General features: G+C 36.6%; 16 protein-coding genes. 5 read left to right on the top strand and 11 right to left on the bottom strand.

The features are described from left to right. Positions 1-105 precede the first annotated feature (105 nt). The 5 genes from U9K52_RS02215 to U9K52_RS02195 all read right to left on the bottom strand — a co-directional run bounded on the left by U9K52_RS02215 (position 106) and on the right by U9K52_RS02195 (position 4,037). Positions 106-636, bottom strand: coding sequence for a DUF1003 domain-containing protein (locus tag U9K52_RS02215; protein ID WP_322925010.1), 531 nt, complete (start codon positions 634-636; stop codon positions 106-108). A 12-nt stretch (positions 637-648) separates the two neighbouring features. Next, positions 649-1,419 carry a TIGR02757 family protein gene (locus U9K52_RS02210; RefSeq protein WP_416232848.1) on the bottom strand — a complete coding sequence of 257 codons (771 nt, stop codon included), beginning with the start codon at positions 1,417-1,419 and terminating at the stop codon, positions 649-651. Positions 1,420-1,427: 8 nt separating this feature from the next. Next, positions 1,428-2,342: a ribonuclease Z gene (locus U9K52_RS02205; RefSeq protein WP_322925006.1), complete on the bottom strand. Its 915-nt coding sequence runs from the start codon at positions 2,340-2,342 to the stop codon at positions 1,428-1,430. Positions 2,343-2,557: 215 nt separating this feature from the next. Continuing rightward, the gene (gene rdgB / locus U9K52_RS02200; RefSeq protein ID WP_322925004.1) at positions 2,558-3,127 is read right to left on the bottom strand and encodes an RdgB/HAM1 family non-canonical purine NTP pyrophosphatase; all 570 of its coding nucleotides are present in this window, start codon (positions 3,125-3,127) and stop codon (positions 2,558-2,560) included. Positions 3,128-3,206: 79 nt separating this feature from the next. Next, positions 3,207-4,037: a type II CAAX endopeptidase family protein gene (locus tag U9K52_RS02195; RefSeq protein WP_322925002.1), complete on the bottom strand. Its 831-nt coding sequence runs from the start codon at positions 4,035-4,037 to the stop codon at positions 3,207-3,209. A gap of 174 nt (positions 4,038-4,211) precedes the next feature. Between U9K52_RS02195 and U9K52_RS02190 the strand changes: the two genes are divergently transcribed. Beyond that, positions 4,212-5,807 carry a peptide chain release factor 3 gene (locus U9K52_RS02190; protein ID WP_263603749.1) on the top strand — a complete coding sequence of 532 codons (1,596 nt, stop codon included), beginning with the start codon at positions 4,212-4,214 and terminating at the stop codon, positions 5,805-5,807. A 230-nt stretch (positions 5,808-6,037) separates the two neighbouring features. Then, positions 6,038-6,958 (top strand): DUF4349 domain-containing protein, encoded by a 921-nt coding sequence (locus U9K52_RS02185; RefSeq protein ID WP_322924999.1) that lies wholly within the window; start codon positions 6,038-6,040, stop codon positions 6,956-6,958. Between the two features lie 239 nt (positions 6,959-7,197). Here U9K52_RS02185 and U9K52_RS02180 read toward each other — a convergent pair whose 3' ends face one another. After that, positions 7,198-8,337 carry an acyl-CoA dehydrogenase gene (locus U9K52_RS02180; RefSeq protein ID WP_072885762.1) on the bottom strand — a complete coding sequence of 380 codons (1,140 nt, stop codon included), beginning with the start codon at positions 8,335-8,337 and terminating at the stop codon, positions 7,198-7,200. 278 nt (positions 8,338-8,615) lie between these two features. On the opposite strand from U9K52_RS02180, the gene U9K52_RS02175 reads away from it, so the two are divergent. Next, positions 8,616-10,394: a long-chain fatty acid--CoA ligase gene (locus U9K52_RS02175; protein WP_322924996.1), complete on the top strand. Its 1,779-nt coding sequence runs from the start codon at positions 8,616-8,618 to the stop codon at positions 10,392-10,394. Between the two features lie 29 nt (positions 10,395-10,423). On the opposite strand, the gene U9K52_RS02170 is transcribed toward U9K52_RS02175, so the two are convergent. The 4 genes from U9K52_RS02170 to U9K52_RS02155 form a co-directional block, all read right to left on the bottom strand. Beyond that, on the bottom strand, positions 10,424-11,275 hold the full coding sequence (locus tag U9K52_RS02170; RefSeq protein WP_322924995.1) for a GLPGLI family protein: 852 nt from the start codon (positions 11,273-11,275) through the stop codon (positions 10,424-10,426). 85 nt (positions 11,276-11,360) lie between these two features. Next, positions 11,361-11,561: a bacteriocin-like protein gene (locus U9K52_RS02165; RefSeq protein WP_322924993.1), complete on the bottom strand. Its 201-nt coding sequence runs from the start codon at positions 11,559-11,561 to the stop codon at positions 11,361-11,363. A gap of 480 nt (positions 11,562-12,041) precedes the next feature. Further along, the gene (locus U9K52_RS02160; protein WP_263603753.1) at positions 12,042-12,818 is read right to left on the bottom strand and encodes a zinc ribbon domain-containing protein; all 777 of its coding nucleotides are present in this window, start codon (positions 12,816-12,818) and stop codon (positions 12,042-12,044) included. 3 nt (positions 12,819-12,821) lie between these two features. Beyond that, positions 12,822-13,919 (bottom strand): Nif3-like dinuclear metal center hexameric protein, encoded by a 1,098-nt coding sequence (locus tag U9K52_RS02155; RefSeq protein WP_322924990.1) that lies wholly within the window; start codon positions 13,917-13,919, stop codon positions 12,822-12,824. A 62-nt stretch (positions 13,920-13,981) separates the two neighbouring features. Here U9K52_RS02155 and U9K52_RS02150 point away from each other — a divergent pair, with 62 nt between their 5' ends. Both U9K52_RS02150 and U9K52_RS02145 read left to right on the top strand, forming a co-directional pair. Next, positions 13,982-14,809 (top strand): ion transporter, encoded by an 828-nt coding sequence (locus tag U9K52_RS02150; RefSeq protein ID WP_322924988.1) that lies wholly within the window; start codon positions 13,982-13,984, stop codon positions 14,807-14,809. A 40-nt stretch (positions 14,810-14,849) separates the two neighbouring features. Beyond that, the gene (locus U9K52_RS02145; protein WP_322924986.1) at positions 14,850-15,011 is read left to right on the top strand and encodes a hypothetical protein; all 162 of its coding nucleotides are present in this window, start codon (positions 14,850-14,852) and stop codon (positions 15,009-15,011) included. A gap of 73 nt (positions 15,012-15,084) precedes the next feature. Here U9K52_RS02145 and U9K52_RS02140 read toward each other — a convergent pair whose 3' ends face one another. Next, positions 15,085-17,058, bottom strand: coding sequence for a T9SS type A sorting domain-containing protein (locus tag U9K52_RS02140; RefSeq protein ID WP_263603756.1), 1,974 nt, complete (start codon positions 17,056-17,058; stop codon positions 15,085-15,087). Positions 17,059-17,255 lie beyond the last annotated feature (197 nt).

Raw genomic sequence — 17,255 nt, 5'->3', positions numbered from 1 at the left:
TTCATCAAATCCATACATATCAGATAATATATCTGTAATAATAAAAAAAAGACCAATTTTTTTATTAGCCTTTTGTAGAGTTATTTATATAAATCGAAATTTAAATCATTCATTCTTAAGTTCATTAATTTTTTCCTGAAGCTCCTGAATTTTATCTTTAAGTGCTTTGATCTCATTTTTATTTGAACTTACATTGCTTTTCAACATCACATTTCTTGCACGCTCACTGTGATCATCTTCTTCATCTTCTTCATTAATTTCCTCAATATCTTCCTGGATATCTTCAATATCTTCGTTAATTTCTTCAATATCCTCACTGATTTCCTCTATATCTTCGCTGATCTCTTCAATATCTTCCTGGATATCCTCAATATCTTCCTGGATGTCTTCAATTTTCTCATGGCTTTTATTGACGGACATCTGAATAAAAATAGCTAGATAAATTGCTTCCAGAGAAACTACCGTGGTAAGAATCAGCAACATTTTATCAAATTCCACCAAGCCCAAAAGCGGTAAAACAAATGATATAATAAAAAACAATGTATGTGCAATCAGAGACGGTATAGAACCTATCCACCAGGTAATTCCGTTGGCAATTTTTTCTAAAGCCTCAGTTTTTTCTTCGTACTTTTTCATTGTGTTCTGCTTTTATAATAATTCTTTGGTAACTCCTAATCCGAACAATGCAAAATCATATTTTGCGGGATCTTTCTCATCAAACTTTCTGATTACGGCGTCCAGCTCTTCTACCGTTTTCCAGTCGTTCTGCGTTCTTGAAATAAGCCCTAACTTCCTTGAAATATTTCCCGTATGCACATCCAGCGGAATGGAAAGATATTGCTGTCCTGTATTTTCCCAGATACCAAAATCTACGCCACGCTTATCCTTTCGCACCATCCAACGCAGGAACATGATGATCCTTTTGGTGGAAGAATTTTTATACGGTGAACTTACATGTTTGTGGCTTCTGTGTTTTTCAGCACCCAAAAAACTGCTTCTGAACCGTTCAACAGAATGCAGAAAACTGGTTTCAGATTCATGGAGTCTGAATAAGCTTTCAAGACTTTGATTTTCACGGTAAATCCTGTTAAACTGTTTCATAAAATACACAAAATCTTCTCCATTGAAAGTGCGGTGAATGCTCTTACCTTCAATAGATCTCAAATCTTTTTCCGAATGATTCAATACGAAATCATGAGGGGTATTCCCCATAATATCCAACATTTTTTCAGCAGATTTTATAATCGCTTTCCGGTTTCCCCAGGAAATCGTTGCTGCCAGAAAACCTGCTATTTCAATATCCTGTTTCAGGGTGAACCGATGCGGAATCTGTATAGGATCGTTCCCGATAAAATCCGGATGATTATACTGGTCTGCTTTTTCATCCAGGAAGATTTTCAGTTCTTCAAAATTCAACATCATTTATTTTAAATTTTCACAGGCTCCAGTGCCTTCGGTAAGAAAGTATTCGGAAAGATGGTTCTCGCTTCATCAGTGAATACTGTAAGATCTGCATACCTGTTTGAGAAGTGTCCTAAAATAAGTTTTCCTACCTCAGCTTTTCTGGCAATCATTGCTGCTTCCAGTGCGGTCGTATGTCCGGTATAATCTGCCATATCCTTTAAATCATGTAAAAAAGTGGATTCATGATAAAGGACATTAACGTTTTTAATGACGGGAATCACATTTTCAAGATAACGTGTATCGCTGCAAAACGCATAAGAAACCGGAGGAACCGGATCTGTTGTAAGAATTTCATTTTTGAGAACATACCCATCGCTCAGCACAAAATCTTTTCCTGCCTTAATATTGTGATAATCGCAGGTTTCAATCTCTTTGTATTTTGAAATTTCCTGCATATTCAGGTGTCTTTCTTTCGGTTTTTCCTTAAAGAGATATCCGTTGCAATAAATCCTGTGATCAAGAGGAATAGTGTATACCTCTACCCGGTTGTCTTCATAAATTTTTTCGGAATAATCCTTATCCAGTTCGTGATAAACCACTTCAAAACCGCGATGGGTTTCGGTAATGGTAAAAATAGTTTCCAGCATTTTTTTTATTCCCTTCGGTCCGTACACATGCAGCGGTGTTTCTCTTCCTAAAAGACGGAAAGATGCAATAAGGCCGGGAAGACCAAAACAGTGGTCTCCGTGAAGATGGGAAATGAAAATATGATTAATTCTCGAAAATTTCGCTTTTGCTTTTCTCAGCTGAACCTGTGTTCCTTCTCCACAATCAATCAGAAAAGACCTTTCCTCCATTTCCAGGAATTGTGCGGTAGGAGAAGAATTGATGGTAGGAATTGCCGAATTAAAGCCTAATATCGTTAAATAAGTACTCAAATCTATCGTTTATTATATAGACAAATGTACGGAATTTAGGTTAAGAAAAGGCTGAGATTGAGATTAAGATTGATGTTGAGGCTAAGGTTGAGAATAAAGCAGATGTATTAAAAATTGGCTTAAAGAGATATTATCTTTTTAATCAATCTTACCTAAACTTTCTGTTTTTAAACACAATTGAAATTTCAACAACTTCAACCTTAATCTTAACCTTACTATTCTTTCAGAAAATCCAGAAAAAGATCCAGGGCCTGTTTTCTGTGACTGATTTTGTTTTTATCCTGAGGTTCCATTTCTGCAAAGGTTTTATCGTATCCTTCAGGAACAAAGATCGGATCATAGCCGAACCCTTTGAAACCTTTATTTTCATTCAGGAGATTTCCGTGAACCCTTCCGTCAAAATATCTTGCTCCGTTTTCATCATAATAGCATAAAACGGTGATGAAATAAGCTTTCCTGTTTTCAATGCCTTGCATTTCTCTCAACACTTTTTCAATATTCTTGGCAAAATCATGATCTCCTGCGTACCGTGCGGAAAATATTCCCGGTCTGCCGTCCAGCGCTTCAACTACAAGGCCGCTGTCGTCTCCAAGGCTTGGAATTCCTGTTTTTTCAAAGCAATATTTAGCTTTAATCAAAGCATTGGCGTTAAAAGAATCACCATCTTCCACAATTTCTTCATGAATATTGTAATCCGTTAAGCTTTTTACAAAAAAACCATCCCCTAAAATCTGCTGGATTTCTTCTTTTTTATGTACATTGTGGGTAGCAACCAGTAATTCCATTTCCTTTTATTTTTATTTTTAAATCGCAATATTTGCGGAACATGTATCTATTTGTGATTCCTGCTCCATCAGTTTTTAATTAAATTTCAGAATAATGTATTTTATATTTTCTTGTAAAAAGATAATAAAAGACAGAAAAAAGCATAATTCCAACGGCAAGCATTACCCATTCCGGGATCTTGAAAGCATCGGCGAAGCTTTCGTTTTTCGTATATGCAATCAATATAGTGGAACATAAATTATTGAAGCCATGCAGCAACATTGGCAACAATAAAGATTTTGTTTTGTAATACACCAGACCCAAAACGCATCCCAATAAAACGGCTCCCACAAACTGCCACGGATTTCCATGAACCAAACCGAAAATCACGGATGCCGCGAGAATCGCATTCAGCGGTTGTACTCCTTTATTGATCAATCCTTTCTGGATAATTCCCCGGAAAACAATCTCTTCAAAAATAGGCGCACATATTACTGCAGTGATGATCATCACTACCGGATCATCGGTAAGCTGCTCCATTAGTCTAGTAAAAAATTCATAATATTTCCCGAAAAAAGGCCCTGTTGTAGGTATTTGTGAGGTGATAAATTCCGCGATGAGCATCATCCCGAACATCATAGGAAAAATCAATAAATAGGTGTAAAAATTAGTGGGCGAAAAATTGAAATTCAGTTTTTTCCCTGTATTGGGTCTTACGATAAGAAGATCAAAGAAAGCGATCGCCGTAAGAAATATTACTGCGTTTGAAAATAAAAGAAACCAGTCTTTATGCTGAAGATTTTCCCTAAAAATAAATTTCCAGAAAGTACTAAAAAACGAAATCACCATCATACCAACCATCATCCCGGCTACGAGGACAAGCCCGCCCAACCATGTAAATGTAAATTTCGGATACCTGCTGTTTTCCATATTGTATGCTCAGATTTATCGGGCAAAGATAAAAGTTTTTGAGAAGTTTCTTTATTGTTTGAATAATGAAGTAATAAAAACATCTGCATTTTTTTGAGGTACAGATCTCTTCCTGAAGGAAATCATTTTCAGATTCCATTAAAAATTACGATTTTTGCAACTTCAAAATACGATATGTCAGACTTAATCAAAGAAATAGAGAAAAGAAAAACTTTCGGGATTATTTCTCACCCCGATGCCGGAAAGACGACGCTCACGGAAAAGCTGCTTCTTTTCGGAGGGGCCATCCAGGAAGCGGGAGCGGTAAAATCCAATAAAATAAAAAAAGGAGCCACTTCCGACTTTATGGAAATTGAAAGACAGAGAGGGATTTCCGTAGCAACTTCCGTACTTGCTTTTGAATACAGAGATCATAAAATCAATATCCTGGATACTCCGGGACACAAGGATTTTGCGGAAGATACCTACAGAACACTGACTGCCGTAGATTCTGTAATCGTTGTCATAGACGTGGCAAAAGGAGTTGAGGAACAAACTGAAAAGCTTGTACAGGTATGCAGAATGCGAAATATCCCGATGCTTGTATTTATCAATAAACTTGACCGTGAGGGTAAGGATGCTTTTGATCTCCTGGATGAGGTTGAACAGAAATTAGGTTTAACGGTTGTTCCGCTTTCATTACCGATTGGCATGGGAAGTGATTTCCAAGGGATCTACAACATCTGGGAAAACAACATCCAACTGTTTTTGGAGGAGAAAAAGCAGAAGGTTGGAGAAGCCATTAAGTTTGATGACATTAATGATTCTGCCATTGATGAATTAATCGGTGAAAAAGCGGCAGCTACGCTTCGTGAAGAGCTTGATCTCGTACAGTCGGTATATCCTGAATTCAGCCGTGAAGATTATATGAAAGGTGATCTTCAGCCTGTTTTCTTCGGATCGGCTTTGAATAATTTCGGAGTGCGCGAATTGCTGGATGCCTTTATCGATATTGCACCGATGCCCCAGCCAAAGGAAAGTGATACGCGTCTGGTAAAACCTGAAGAAAATCAGTTTACCGGCTTTGTTTTCAAAATCCATGCGAATATGGATCCGAAACACAGGGACCGCTTGGCTTTCGTAAAAATTGTTTCCGGAACGTTTAAAAGAAACGAAAATTATCTATTGGTAAGAGAGGGTAAAAAAATGAAGTTCTCTTCACCCAATGCATTCTTTGCAGATAAAAAAGAAGTCGTGGAAGAGAGTTTCCCGGGAGATATCGTAGGGCTTCATGACACAGGAAGTTTCAGGATCGGTGATACGTTAACCGGAGGTGAAAAGCTGAATTTCAAAGGAATTCCGAACTTCTCGCCTGAACATTTCAGATATATCAATAATAACGATCCGTTGAAGGCAAAACAATTGGCAAAAGGTATCGATCAGCTAATGGACGAAGGAGTTGCACAGCTGTTTACGCTGGAAATGAACGGCAGAAAAATCATCGGAACGGTAGGTGCTCTTCAGTATGAGGTAATCCAATATCGTCTGGAGCACGAATATGGTGCAAAATGTACTTATGAACCGCTTTCGATGCACAAAGCGTGTTGGGTGGAAGCCGATGAGAAGTCTGAAGAATTTAAAGAATTTGCGAGATTAAAGCAGCGATTTTTAGCGAGAGACAAATACAACCAACTGGTTTTCCTTGCTGATTCTTCTTTTACCATTCATATGACGCAGGAAAAATTCCCGAATGTGAAGCTGCATTTCATCAGTGAATTTAAGAATGCTTAATGAGAAATAATTAATTCAGATATTTAATCCGCGGAATTTTCTGCGGATTTTTTTGTTTTTTATTGAACTATATTCAATACTCATTTGAAAAACAGATTGTATAATCGTTAATTTTATTTTACAAAAATCTAAAAATCAAACCTTTATCAATTTACATCTTCAAAACAAACCTTTTACAATCTTTACAACAATTCCACTCCTAATTTTACTTCATCGAAAAAATTAATCGTATGAAAAAATTCATTTTACTTGTTGCCGTATCGGGAACATTCATCATGTGTAAAAAGGGAGAAGCTGCAACATCGCAGCTGGAAAATACCATCAGTTCGGCCGACAGTACCATTGCTGATGCTTCGGAAAAAATCATTACAATCAATGATCAGGCAAATGCTGCTTTAGACTCTGCGAATGTTAAAATCAAAGAATTTGAAGACACTAAAAATGCGGTAAAAGATAAAATAGAAAGTACTTCCAAAATAGTAGATTCTCTTTCCGAAAAAATATCATCCGTAAAACTGGAATCTAAGAAGGAAAAGAAAGATTCGGCAAAGAAAGAAAATAAAATTGTAGTAAATGTTCCTGCCCCGAAAATTATTAAGGAAACAAAAATCGTATATAAAAATTCTCCGAAGAAAGAAAATCCTGAATTGATTAAGCAGAATAGATTCATCAAAAAAGGAATAGTGGAACTTAGCGTAAATGATGCTGAAACTGCAAAAGAAATTGTAAAGGATGAAGTTGCCAAATACAACGGTTTTATAAGAAGTGAAAGTGTTTCCCTTCAAAATAGTGATAAAAAAACCGCCTATCTGAAAGTGAAAGTTCCTGTTCAGAAATTTGATTATCTTATGTCTGACCTCAACTACAATTTGGGAACAGTGGAAAACATGAACATTGAAACTTCCGGTCATGATATTATTGAAAACACAATGTGTGAAATCGACATTACCCTTTACGGACAGCAGGGAAATATCGCGGATGATAAAAACCCTGAAACATTGGGAGCACAGTCCTTTGCTGCTATATCTTCGGGCTGGAATGTCATCACTTCTATTTTTCTGTTTATTCTTCCGCTTTGGCCGTTATTTGTGATTGCAGGAATCGGATATTATTTTTATAAAAAAAGAGAGATTACGGATAAAAATCCTTAAGAAAGAATATTCCGATACATTTTAATAATATTTTAATCAGAATCACGTTATTCCGGAAAACGATATTCCTAATTTTACTTCACTGATTGTTAATTTACATTTATCATTTAACTTAAGCTAAAAAAATCAATCAAAACAATAGTTAGAACAATATATTATTAATATTTTGTGGTTCGTGTGAAAGTAAAAAGGCTCCAATTTCTGAGAGCCTTTTACTATTTCATTTTTATAGTAAGCAATTACTTTGCAATGCTTCTTGAGATAACGATTTTCTGGATTTCAGAAGTTCCTTCATAGATCTGTGTGATCTTTGCATCTCTCATCATTCTTTCCACGTGGTATTCTTTTACATATCCGTATCCACCGTGAATTTGTACTGCTTCAATTGTTGTATCCATTGCTACCTGAGAGGCATATAATTTTGCCATCGCACCGCTTTCTGAAATATCCTTTCCAGCGTCTTTTTCTACTGCAGCTTTGAAACAAAGCATTCTTGCCGCCGTGATTTGGGTGGCCATATCTGCCAGTTTAAATGCAATCGCCTGGTGGTTGATGATTTCGGTTTTAAAAGCTTTTCTTGTTTTAGCATATTTTAATGCCAGTTCGTAAGCTCCTGAAGCAATACCTAATGCCTGAGAAGCAATCCCGATTCTGCCTCCGTTCAGAACAGCCATCGCAAAGTTGAATCCGAAACCGTCTTCTCCGATTCTGTTTTCTTTCGGCACCTTTACATTGTTGAAAATCAAAGAATGCGTATCGCTTCCTCTGATTCCCAGTTTGTCTTCTTTAGGCCCGATTTCAAATCCTTCCCATCCTCTTTCAACGATGAAAGCATTGATTCCTTTATGTTTTTTCTCAGGATCCGTTTGTGCAATTACAATATAATAGCTTGCTGTACCACCATTTGTGATCCAGTTTTTAATTCCGTTCAGCAAATAATAATCTCCTTTATCTTCTGCAGTGGTTTTTTGTGAAGTTGCATCAGAACCTGCTTCCGGCTCAGACAATGCAAATGCTCCGATTACCTGTCCGCTTGCAAGAGGTGTTAAGTATTTTACTTTCTGTTCTTCAGAAGCAAATTTTTCAAGTCCGGCACATACCAAAGAATTGTTTACAGACATTACCACAGCTGCAGAAGCATCTATTTTTGCAATCTCTTCCATGGCCAAAACGTAAGAAACACTGTCCATCCCTGCACCGCCGTATTTAGGATCTACCATCATTCCCAAAAGTCCCATTTCACCCATTTTTTTTACCTGTTCTGCAGGAAACTTCTGATCGCGGTCTCTTTCGATTACCTCAGGTAATAGTTCGTTTTGTGCAAAATCCCTTGCTGCCTGCTGAATCATCAGCTGTTCTTCCGATAAATTAAAGTCCATAAAAATTGAATAATTAGATGGACGCTAATTTACACTTTTTGATCAAATCTGAAAATAGAATTAAAACTTAAGTCTTACATTCTGAAAAATCAGGAATTAAACAAATATTAAAAAACAAATAAATTGATTAAAACATTATTAATTTTTTTAATTAAAAAGTATAACAATTAATACATAATACGCCATATTCTTCAGTAATTGTAAATTTCCGAATGTGGTATTGCCAATTAAAAAAAATGCTTATATTTAAAATCCTTTAACTAATTACTTTTACCATCATGACTATAAAAAGATTATTCGATATTCCCCATTATGCTTTAGAGACCTACCCGAAAACGGATATGTTTGTAACAAAATATCAGGGGGAATGGAAGAAAACGTCTACTCAGGAATTTATCAATGAAGGCAATAAAATCTCACGCGGACTTTTAAAACTCGGGATAAAACCTGGGGACAAAATCGCGCTGATTACCACCAATTCCCGCACAGAGTGGGCCATAATGGATCTTGGGCTCTCTCAGATCGGGGTGGTTTCCGTACCGGTATATCCGAGTATTTCGCCGGAAGATTACGAGTTTATCTTCAACAATGCCGAGATCAAATATTGCTTTTTATCTGATAAAGATCTTTTAAATAAAGTAATGAAGGTAAAGCACAATATCCCTTCACTGCAGGGAATTTTCACCTTCGAGAATATCAGCGGAGCTGCCAACTGGAAAGAAGTGCTGGATCTTGGAGAAGACGATTCTACACAGATTGAAGTAGAAGATCTTTCCAATACGATCAATCCGGAAGATCTGGCCACCATTATTTATACTTCCGGAACTACGGGAAAACCCAAAGGAGTTATGCTAACTCACCATAACATTGTGTCCAACGTATTAGGATCAATTCCGAGAATCCCTAAAAAGAAAAACCTGGATTATAAAGATACGAGAGTATTAAGCTTTCTGCCTATCTGCCATATTTTCGAGAGGATGCTTTTTTACCTGTTCCAGTATAATGGTTTTTCCATTTATTTTGCGGAAAGCATTGAGAAGATGGGAGAAAATGTAAAAGAAGTGAAACCTCATTACATGAGCGTTGTTCCAAGGCTTGTGGAAAAGGTTTATGATAAAATTTATGCTACCGGATCTTCAGCAGGAGGTCTTAAGCAGAAGATATTTTTCTGGGCACTGAATCTGATTTCTAAAAAGAAAACAGTCTCCAAACCTTCCGGATTACGGGAAATAATTGCAGATAAACTGGTTTTCAAAAAATGGCGCGAAGGATTGGGCGGCGAAATTATCACCCTGGTTTCTGGCTCTGCAGCCCTTTCCACAAGACTGAACCTGATGTTTCAGAATGCCGGAATTCCTATTCTTGAAGGCTATGGTCTTACGGAAACCTCACCGGTTATTTCCGTGAATGCTTTTGGGAAAATGAAAATAGGAACTGTGGGACTTCCTTTGGATAATGTTCAGGTAAAAATTCAGGAAGATGGAGAAATTACCGTAAAAGGGCCATCTATTTTTAAAGGTTATTTTAAAAATGAAGAAATGACAAAAGAAGTTTTTACCGAAGACGGATTTTTTAAAACAGGAGATATCGGGCACGTTGACAGCGATGGCTTTCTTCAGATTACAGACCGTAAAAAAGAAATGTTTAAAACTTCCGGCGGAAAGTATATTGCTCCCCAAACCATTGAAAATCTTGCCAAAGCCTCTAAGTTTATCGAGCAGATTATGGTTGTTGGCGATGGTGAAAAGATGCCGACTGCACTTATACAACCGGATTTTGAATTTGCCAAAAGCTGGGCTCAGAGAAACAATCTGAGTATCGGTTCTACACCAAAAGAAATTGCCAACAGCAAGGAACTCAAAGAAAGAATAGAAAAAGAAATCGAAAGTACGAACGAACACCTCGGAAACTGGGAAAAAATCAAGAAAATTGAATTGACACCGGAAGTCTGGAGTATTGATACCGGCCTTTTAACACCTACTTTAAAGCTGAAAAGAAAGGCGATTAAAGAAAAGTTTATTGATCTGTACAATAAAATGTATGAACATCATGAATAAATTGCAACCGCTTCTTTGAGGCGGTTTTTTTACTCGCTTAGTTCAAGCGGATTTTTGTATTTTTCATTTTCCTCCCTTGCTTTTTCTCTTTGCTTTATCATTTCCTGCCCTTGTATAATCGTTGTTCCGTAGCTTGCCAGTACAGCGGCAGCATTAGCATCTGCATTTCTTTGTGCCTGTTTTAATTTAGCCTGCGTTGTTTCTATAGCTCCGGTATATCTGCTTTCTTTTATGTTGATGAACTTGCCTTTCAATTGAGAGACAGACAAGGATTTTACCAGTTCAAAATCATAATCCTCTTTCTCGTCAGTTATTTTGATGATTAATCCCGGTAAACCGCTAAATTTCATAGGACCATACGGAAGCGGAATTTCCGGAGCATACCATGCGATCCAGTTTCTTCCTTTAAATCTGACCTCTGCTTTTTTACAGGTAATGGTATTAATTATTTTAGTTTCATCTGCAAGTTCCCAGCTTGATATTACAGGTTGTTTATAGGTAAATAATGACATACCTGCGGAATCAAAAAACTGTACATTTTCATTGGTTTGGATGATAGTAAAGTTGAAATTTGTTTTTGGAATAACCGCCTCATCCTTGTAGCTAAGAGTTATGCTGCCATCATAATTTTTTGTAGTAACTCTTGAATTTTCCATTACCGAATCTCCTTTCAATGATACAGCACTTGCAAAAAATGCACATCTGTTTCCTACCTGTAAGGTGAATAATTCTTTATATCTATTGTCTGTTCGTTTATCGAACTTAGCTCTTAATCGATAAGTAAATTCACCTCTTAAACTGTCATTTTTGTATGATTGGGTATAATATAGTACACTGTATAATAATATTAAAAATTGAAATATTTTTCTATGGTAATTCATGAGAGGTATGATTAATCTATAAATACACTTATAGTAGAATAATTCCCACTATAAGTGCTTAATTTGTTTTAATTAAGATTAGATGCTAAATGTTGAGCATCAGACCCGGAATAAGTAGGAGTCTTACAGTAATTTTTTCAATTTCATCAACCCAAGCATTTGCTTGTTCAGCGGTCCAATCTTGGGTAGTCGTTGCTGTAAAGCCACATTTGGTAACTGCAATCCAAACCTGTCCTGCCCTTACTGTCTTAAGGTCTTCACGGGTTAATTTTTTAAATTTTTTCATTTCTTAAATAATTTTTTTCACCTACTTATTTTGCTAAAATTTCTACAGTGAAACTTCGGCTTTCCTTTCGGAGACAGGTTTTCGGTTTAGTCCTGCCCTTCCGTTGCAACATATTTTAATAATGAATCAACAATGAATATTAATCCAATACCTTTCATTTATTTAACAACTTGAGAAGATAAGCGATTGTGTTTTTCAGGAGTAAATATAAAAAGAAATCAAATGCTAAAAACAATAATTCTTTGTGATGAGAATTATATTCGTGACTTTATAATTTTTTAACTTTATTTATTCATTTAGAATTCATTATGAATGTAAATTGTCATTCAGAGCAGAACGTAGTATAGTGTGGAATTTCAGTTTTTCAACGTGTTCTATGACTTCTTGACCAAAGATTGCTTCGTCGCGATGCTTCTCGCAATAACACAAAAAAGCTGCCTCATATGAGACAGCTTTTATATTTTTTAAAATGGTGACTAATTAAAACTTAATCACCGATTTCATTTTTTCGTTTTCTTCCATTACCAATTCGTCATCCACAAGGATTTTTCCTGAATGCTCATCAATAATGATTTTCTTTCTCTGAGCGATTTCCATCTGCTTTTGAGGCGGAATAGTAAAGAATGAACCTTTTGGTGCCCCTCTTTCCAAACCTACTACTGCAAGTCCGTTCGGAGAATTGGTTCTGATTCTGTTGTAAGAAGCCAGCAATCTTTCATCGATTTTTGCAGCAAATTCTTTAGACTGCTCAATCAGATATTCTTCTTCTTTCTGGGTTTCAGAGATCAAACCTTCCAATTCTTCTTTTTTGAACTTCAGGTGGTTTTTAAGATCATCGATTTTTGCGTTAAGCTCATCCAGCGTTTCGTTTTTGTGGCTGATTTTAGCACCGAATTCTTTGATTCTTTTTTCAGCAAGCTGAATTTCAAGCTCCTGATATTCAACCTCTTTACTTAATGCTTCAAACTCTTTATTGTTCCTTACATTATCCTGCTGAGATTTGTATTTTTCAATTAAAGTTTTTGCATGGTTAATTACTTCATGCTTGGTTTTGATCTGATCGTCCTGATCTTTGATATCCGCATGAAATTTTTCAGCTCTTTTTTCAAGACCTTCGATTTCAATCTCAAGATCCTCTACTTCGATTGGCAATTCTCCTCTTGTATTTCGGATTTCGTCCAATCTGGAATCAATGATCTGCAAATCGTATAAAGCTCTTAACTTCTCTTCAACTGAAATATCGTTGGTTTTTGCCATATTTTAAATGAAATAATTTACCGGGTTCGTTTTCTCAATAGATTTTGAGATTGCAAATGTACTAAATTTTTGTGACAAAATTTCAAATAATTGTTGAGTAACAAATTGTTCTGATTCGAAATGACCAATATCACAAATCATCATTTTAGATTCGGCAAGGAAAAAATCATGGTATTTTACATCTCCCGTGAGATAAGCATCACATTTTTTGGAGATTGCAGACTTGATACCGCTTGCTCCGGAACCTCCCAGAACACCTACTCTTTTAATCTTTTTCCTGGTAAAATCGGAATGTCTGATCACTTCAAGATTAAATTTTTCTTTAACAAATTTCAGAAAATCCTGCTCTTCCATCGGCTCTTCAAAATCTCCGTACATACCAAGACCAGTGTAATGATTTGTATTATCAAGGCTGTAAATCTGATGTGCTACTTCTTCATAAGGATGTGCCGATTTCATTGCTGCGACTACCTGCCCCTGTTTGTACTCTTCAAAAATAACGGAAATCATCTCTTCATTTGCATTCTCCCGAATTCCCAACTGTCCTGAAAATGGATCTGAGCCTTCTTTAGGGCGAAAAGTTCCGTTTCCGTTTATGCTGAAACTGCACTCATCATAAAAACCGATACTGCCCGCTCCCGCTTCGAAAAGTGCTTCTCTTACCTTTTCAGAGTATTCTTTCGGAACAAAAACGGTGAGTTGCTTCAGATCATTTTTTTTAGGCTGAAGAATTTTAAGGTTTTTAAGTCCGAGCTGCTGACAGATTCCTGCATTGACCCCAAAAAAATCATTATCGAAGGCGGTGTGAATGGCGTAAATTGCTATTTTATTTTCAATTGCCTTGATCACCGCTTTTTCAACGTAATTTTTTCCCGTTAATGATTTTAAGCCTGAAAAAATAATCGGATGAAAGCATACAATAAGATTGCAGTTTTTAAAGATTGCTTCATCTACAACATTTTCAAGGGCATCATGACAGATCAATATCCCGCTAACATCACGATCCCATGAACCACAGAGTAACCCGACATTATCAAAATCTTCCGCCTGCTGGAGGGGAATACGCTTTTCTATCTTTGAAACGACCTCTCTAATTTTCATTTTATTCTGTATGTTTGTTACGAAAGTAAGGATAATTTGTTATATTTAAAAAAAGGTTAAAAATGGAAAGAGAACATAATCTTGTTCCGGAAGATGCGTGGTGGAAACGATATCTTTACAGAATTATTTACCGTTCTGATACAAAGCTCGGGAAGCTGTTTGATATTATCCTGTTGTTGCTCATTCTGATCAGTACCGCTATCATTATGATGGAAAGCATCCCTAAACTTGATAAGCGTTACCATTATACCTTTCTTGTTCTGGAATGGATTATTTCCATCTTTTTTTCAATAGAATACGTTTCAAGAATTACGGTTGTAAAAAACAAACGTCGTTATATTTTCAGCTTTTTCGGAATTATTGATTTTTTAGCATTGATTCCTTTTTATCTGAGCTTTTTCTTTCCGGTTACAAAATACTTCCTCATTTTCAGAATGCTCAGAATGCTGAGGGTTTTCAGAGTATTCAACCTCCTGGATTTTATGAATGACGGATTTGTTATTGTAAGAGCATTAAAGAACAGCTCAAGAAAAATCTATATTTTCCTGCTATTCCTGATTATCTTTTCAGTAATTGTCGGTTCTATGATGTTTATGGTGGAAGGCGGAAGGCCGGGGTTCGAAACAATTCCGCAATCGATTTACTGGGCGGTGGTTACGGTAACTACCGTTGGCTATGGTGATGTTTCTCCGATTACTCCTATGGGAAAGTTTTTTGCAGTTATTCTTATGCTTGCCGGTTATTCCATCATTGCTGTCCCTACAGGAATTGTAACGGCGGAAATGCGGAACAAGAGGCAAAATCTTGAAAAAGTATGCGACCGGTGCGGAAATGAGGATATTGATGATGATGCAAGGTACTGCAAACAATGTGGCAAGAAATTAGCTTAGTGTAAAATATTATAATATCTATTAACTAAATACCAACATCATGGAGCCAAAAAAGAAAAATAAGCCAAATACTTTAGTAGTTATACTGTTTTCTTTGATTGTATTAATGGTCATTATTTATTTCATTCTCGTCACCTTCTTTCCGGCGATTTTTGAGAGCCTTAATACCGGTGATCTACAGCCTGTTCCTGAAAACAGATAAATTATTAAAATTTAGCGCAAAATAAAAAAGGCGATCTGTGTGAGATCGCCTTTCTTGTATTATGATTGTATTGTTATTTTTTTATGGTTTTAATTGTTTGCTTAGAACCATCTTTCATAATAAGTGTCAATAAATACATCCCCTGTCTTAATTCACCCAAATGAATTGAAGTTCCAGGGTTATCAATCACTTTTATCAATCTTCCGGAAAGATCGGAAACTGAAATTGATTTTACATTGGCAGCATCGGAAATATTTATCAGATCTGTAAACGGATTAGGATATACTTTGATATTTTTCTTTTCCGGCTTCACATCAGAAGTTCCCAGTACACCCTTGGTAATATTAATAGTAAAAGCACCTTCCGGTTCATCAGACCATCCACTATAGTATCCAACATTTACATAATACGTATTTCCTGAAAGTGTTGGGATTGAAAGTGTTTCGCTAACTCCCGTTCCTCCTGAATCTTCAGAATCTTCACATGACAAAGCAGAGCAGGTTCCGCTGTAAACTCCGATTTTAGGATCAAAATCACTTCCTGCAGGCATCGTAACTGTAATATTAAATGTATCTCCGTCTCCTACGAAAGTAAACCATGTACCGTCATTCATTCCGTTATTAGTACAGGCAGTAACCATACCGCCGTTATTTGTAGCCGCTTCTCCATCGTTCTGTACGAAAGTATATGGGAATGTAGTAGCTACAAGAGCTCCGCTGCATTCATCATTTGCAGGTGGCGGCGGGAACGTTCCTACACAAACATCAAAACTCTGATTGCTTCCCGTACCATAATAGCTGTATACTCTTACCAGATATGTTTCACCCACAGTAAGACCTGTGACAGTTCCCGAAGCTGGATCTGAGCAATAGATACTGGACAATGCTCCACATCCGCCACTGAATACCTGGAAATAAGTATCGGTATCATTCGGTTCGGTTCCTACCGACTGAATATTTAAAAGAGAGATTTTATGAGAGGTAGCTGTTGCCACGAATTTAAACCATACATCATCATCAGGGTTCCCATAGCATGGATCAGGTATCATTCCAGAATCGGTAGCACCAATGGTATAACCCGGAGTTACAGTACCACAGTTGAGATCCGGATTCACCGTTAATGTAACCGCAGTAGCACATTCATCATTGGTAGGCGGCGGCGGTGCTGTTGTAAACATTATTTCCGAGCAGCCGGAAGATTCTCCTCCAGACCCTACAGCCACAACCTTCAAATAAAGTGTTGTATTGGGTGCGAATGGTGCTGCCGGTGTAAAGCTGTTTGTAGTTACAGCCACCTGGTTGGCTATGTCAGTTCCTCCGGAAGTTGTTCCGATAGAAACTTTATATCCTGTCGCTCCTGAAGAGTTAACCCAAGTAATTGTTGAACCTAGAGGAACAAAAGTTGAATTATTTGACGGATAAGAGACTACCGGGCAAAGAGGGATCGGATTAGCGGTAAGGCCTTCAAAAGTAGTAACGGATTTATAATTTTTCAGATCACCTGAAGAAGGCGGCGAAGCAGGATCCGGGTCGTTATAATCATTTTTATAATTAAGTGTGGAATTTGCTGCTGCCGGATAAACATACATTACTTCATCATAATCATTACTATCATAGCCTGAAGAATTCTCTTCAGCTGCTACAACAAGATTAGCAATATTGTCGTAAGCGAAGGGTGCAGAGAAAGTAATTTCAACAACACCATTATTGTTGGTAACAGTTCCTGAAAAAACCTGTGTCAGCTGGGAAAGAGGAATCCAGTCAGAATCCGATGCAAATGTCGTTTTTGAAGTCTGACCCAGATAGACTACCCATTCTGATGAGCTTGCAATAGACATGGAAGGATCCAGATAAAATTTTAATCCCGTAATGTTTCCTGCAGCATTAGCATTGATTTCCTGTTTTGTAAAAATCTGCTGTGTGTAAGAATAACCATAATATGTACTTATCGGGGCTGTCCCGACATTCGTACTTCCTGCACCCAAAGTTATTTGTGCATTAAGCATCATACTTAAAAACAATAAGCATGAAAGTAGAAATTTTGTCATAAATTTATTTTTGCTGATTAATACACTAATTTAGGAATAATACTGTGATTTCATCATAATAAATACCACTTTTTTTTAATAATTTTAATAAATTTAAAAATAAGAATATATATAAATAAAATTTTACATTTTAATTATCCGCATAAAATAGCACGTATTCTATTAAAATCTAATTTTAAAATCAAAATTTAGTACCT

The sequence above is a fragment of the Chryseobacterium sp. MHB01 genome (genome assembly GCF_034651565.1).
GTDB classification, from domain to species: Bacteria; Bacteroidota; Bacteroidia; order Flavobacteriales; family Weeksellaceae; genus Chryseobacterium; species Chryseobacterium nepalense.
The sequence above is the reverse complement of the archived record's forward strand: the minus strand, read 5'-3'. Positions and strand labels throughout refer to the sequence as shown.

Bases quoted from the DNA above. Each gene is read 5' to 3' on its own strand.
- U9K52_RS02215 (WP_322925010.1), bottom strand. From the start codon at position 636: ATGAAAAAGTACGAAGAAAAAACTGAGGCTTTAGAAAAAATTGCCAAC.
- U9K52_RS02210 (WP_416232848.1), bottom strand. From the start codon at position 1,419: ATGTTGAATTTTGAAGAACTGAAAATCTTCCTGGATGAAAAAGCAGAC.
- rdgB (WP_322925004.1), bottom strand. From the start codon at position 3,127: ATGGAATTACTGGTTGCTACCCACAATGTACATAAAAAAGAAGAAATC.
- U9K52_RS02195 (WP_322925002.1), bottom strand. From the start codon at position 4,037: ATGGAAAACAGCAGGTATCCGAAATTTACATTTACATGGTTGGGCGGG.
- U9K52_RS02190 (WP_263603749.1), top strand. From the start codon at position 4,212: ATGTCAGACTTAATCAAAGAAATAGAGAAAAGAAAAACTTTCGGGATT.
- U9K52_RS02185 (WP_322924999.1), top strand. From the start codon at position 6,038: ATGAAAAAATTCATTTTACTTGTTGCCGTATCGGGAACATTCATCATG.
- U9K52_RS02180 (WP_072885762.1), bottom strand. From the start codon at position 8,337: ATGGACTTTAATTTATCGGAAGAACAGCTGATGATTCAGCAGGCAGCA.
- U9K52_RS02175 (WP_322924996.1), top strand. From the start codon at position 8,616: ATGACTATAAAAAGATTATTCGATATTCCCCATTATGCTTTAGAGACC.
- U9K52_RS02170 (WP_322924995.1), bottom strand. From the start codon at position 11,275: ATGAATTACCATAGAAAAATATTTCAATTTTTAATATTATTATACAGT.
- U9K52_RS02165 (WP_322924993.1), bottom strand. From the start codon at position 11,561: ATGAAAAAATTTAAAAAATTAACCCGTGAAGACCTTAAGACAGTAAGG.
- U9K52_RS02160 (WP_263603753.1), bottom strand. From the start codon at position 12,818: ATGGCAAAAACCAACGATATTTCAGTTGAAGAGAAGTTAAGAGCTTTA.
- U9K52_RS02155 (WP_322924990.1), bottom strand. From the start codon at position 13,919: ATGAAAATTAGAGAGGTCGTTTCAAAGATAGAAAAGCGTATTCCCCTC.
- U9K52_RS02150 (WP_322924988.1), top strand. From the start codon at position 13,982: ATGGAAAGAGAACATAATCTTGTTCCGGAAGATGCGTGGTGGAAACGA.
- U9K52_RS02145 (WP_322924986.1), top strand. From the start codon at position 14,850: ATGGAGCCAAAAAAGAAAAATAAGCCAAATACTTTAGTAGTTATACTG.
- U9K52_RS02140 (WP_263603756.1), bottom strand. From the start codon at position 17,058: ATGACAAAATTTCTACTTTCATGCTTATTGTTTTTAAGTATGATGCTT.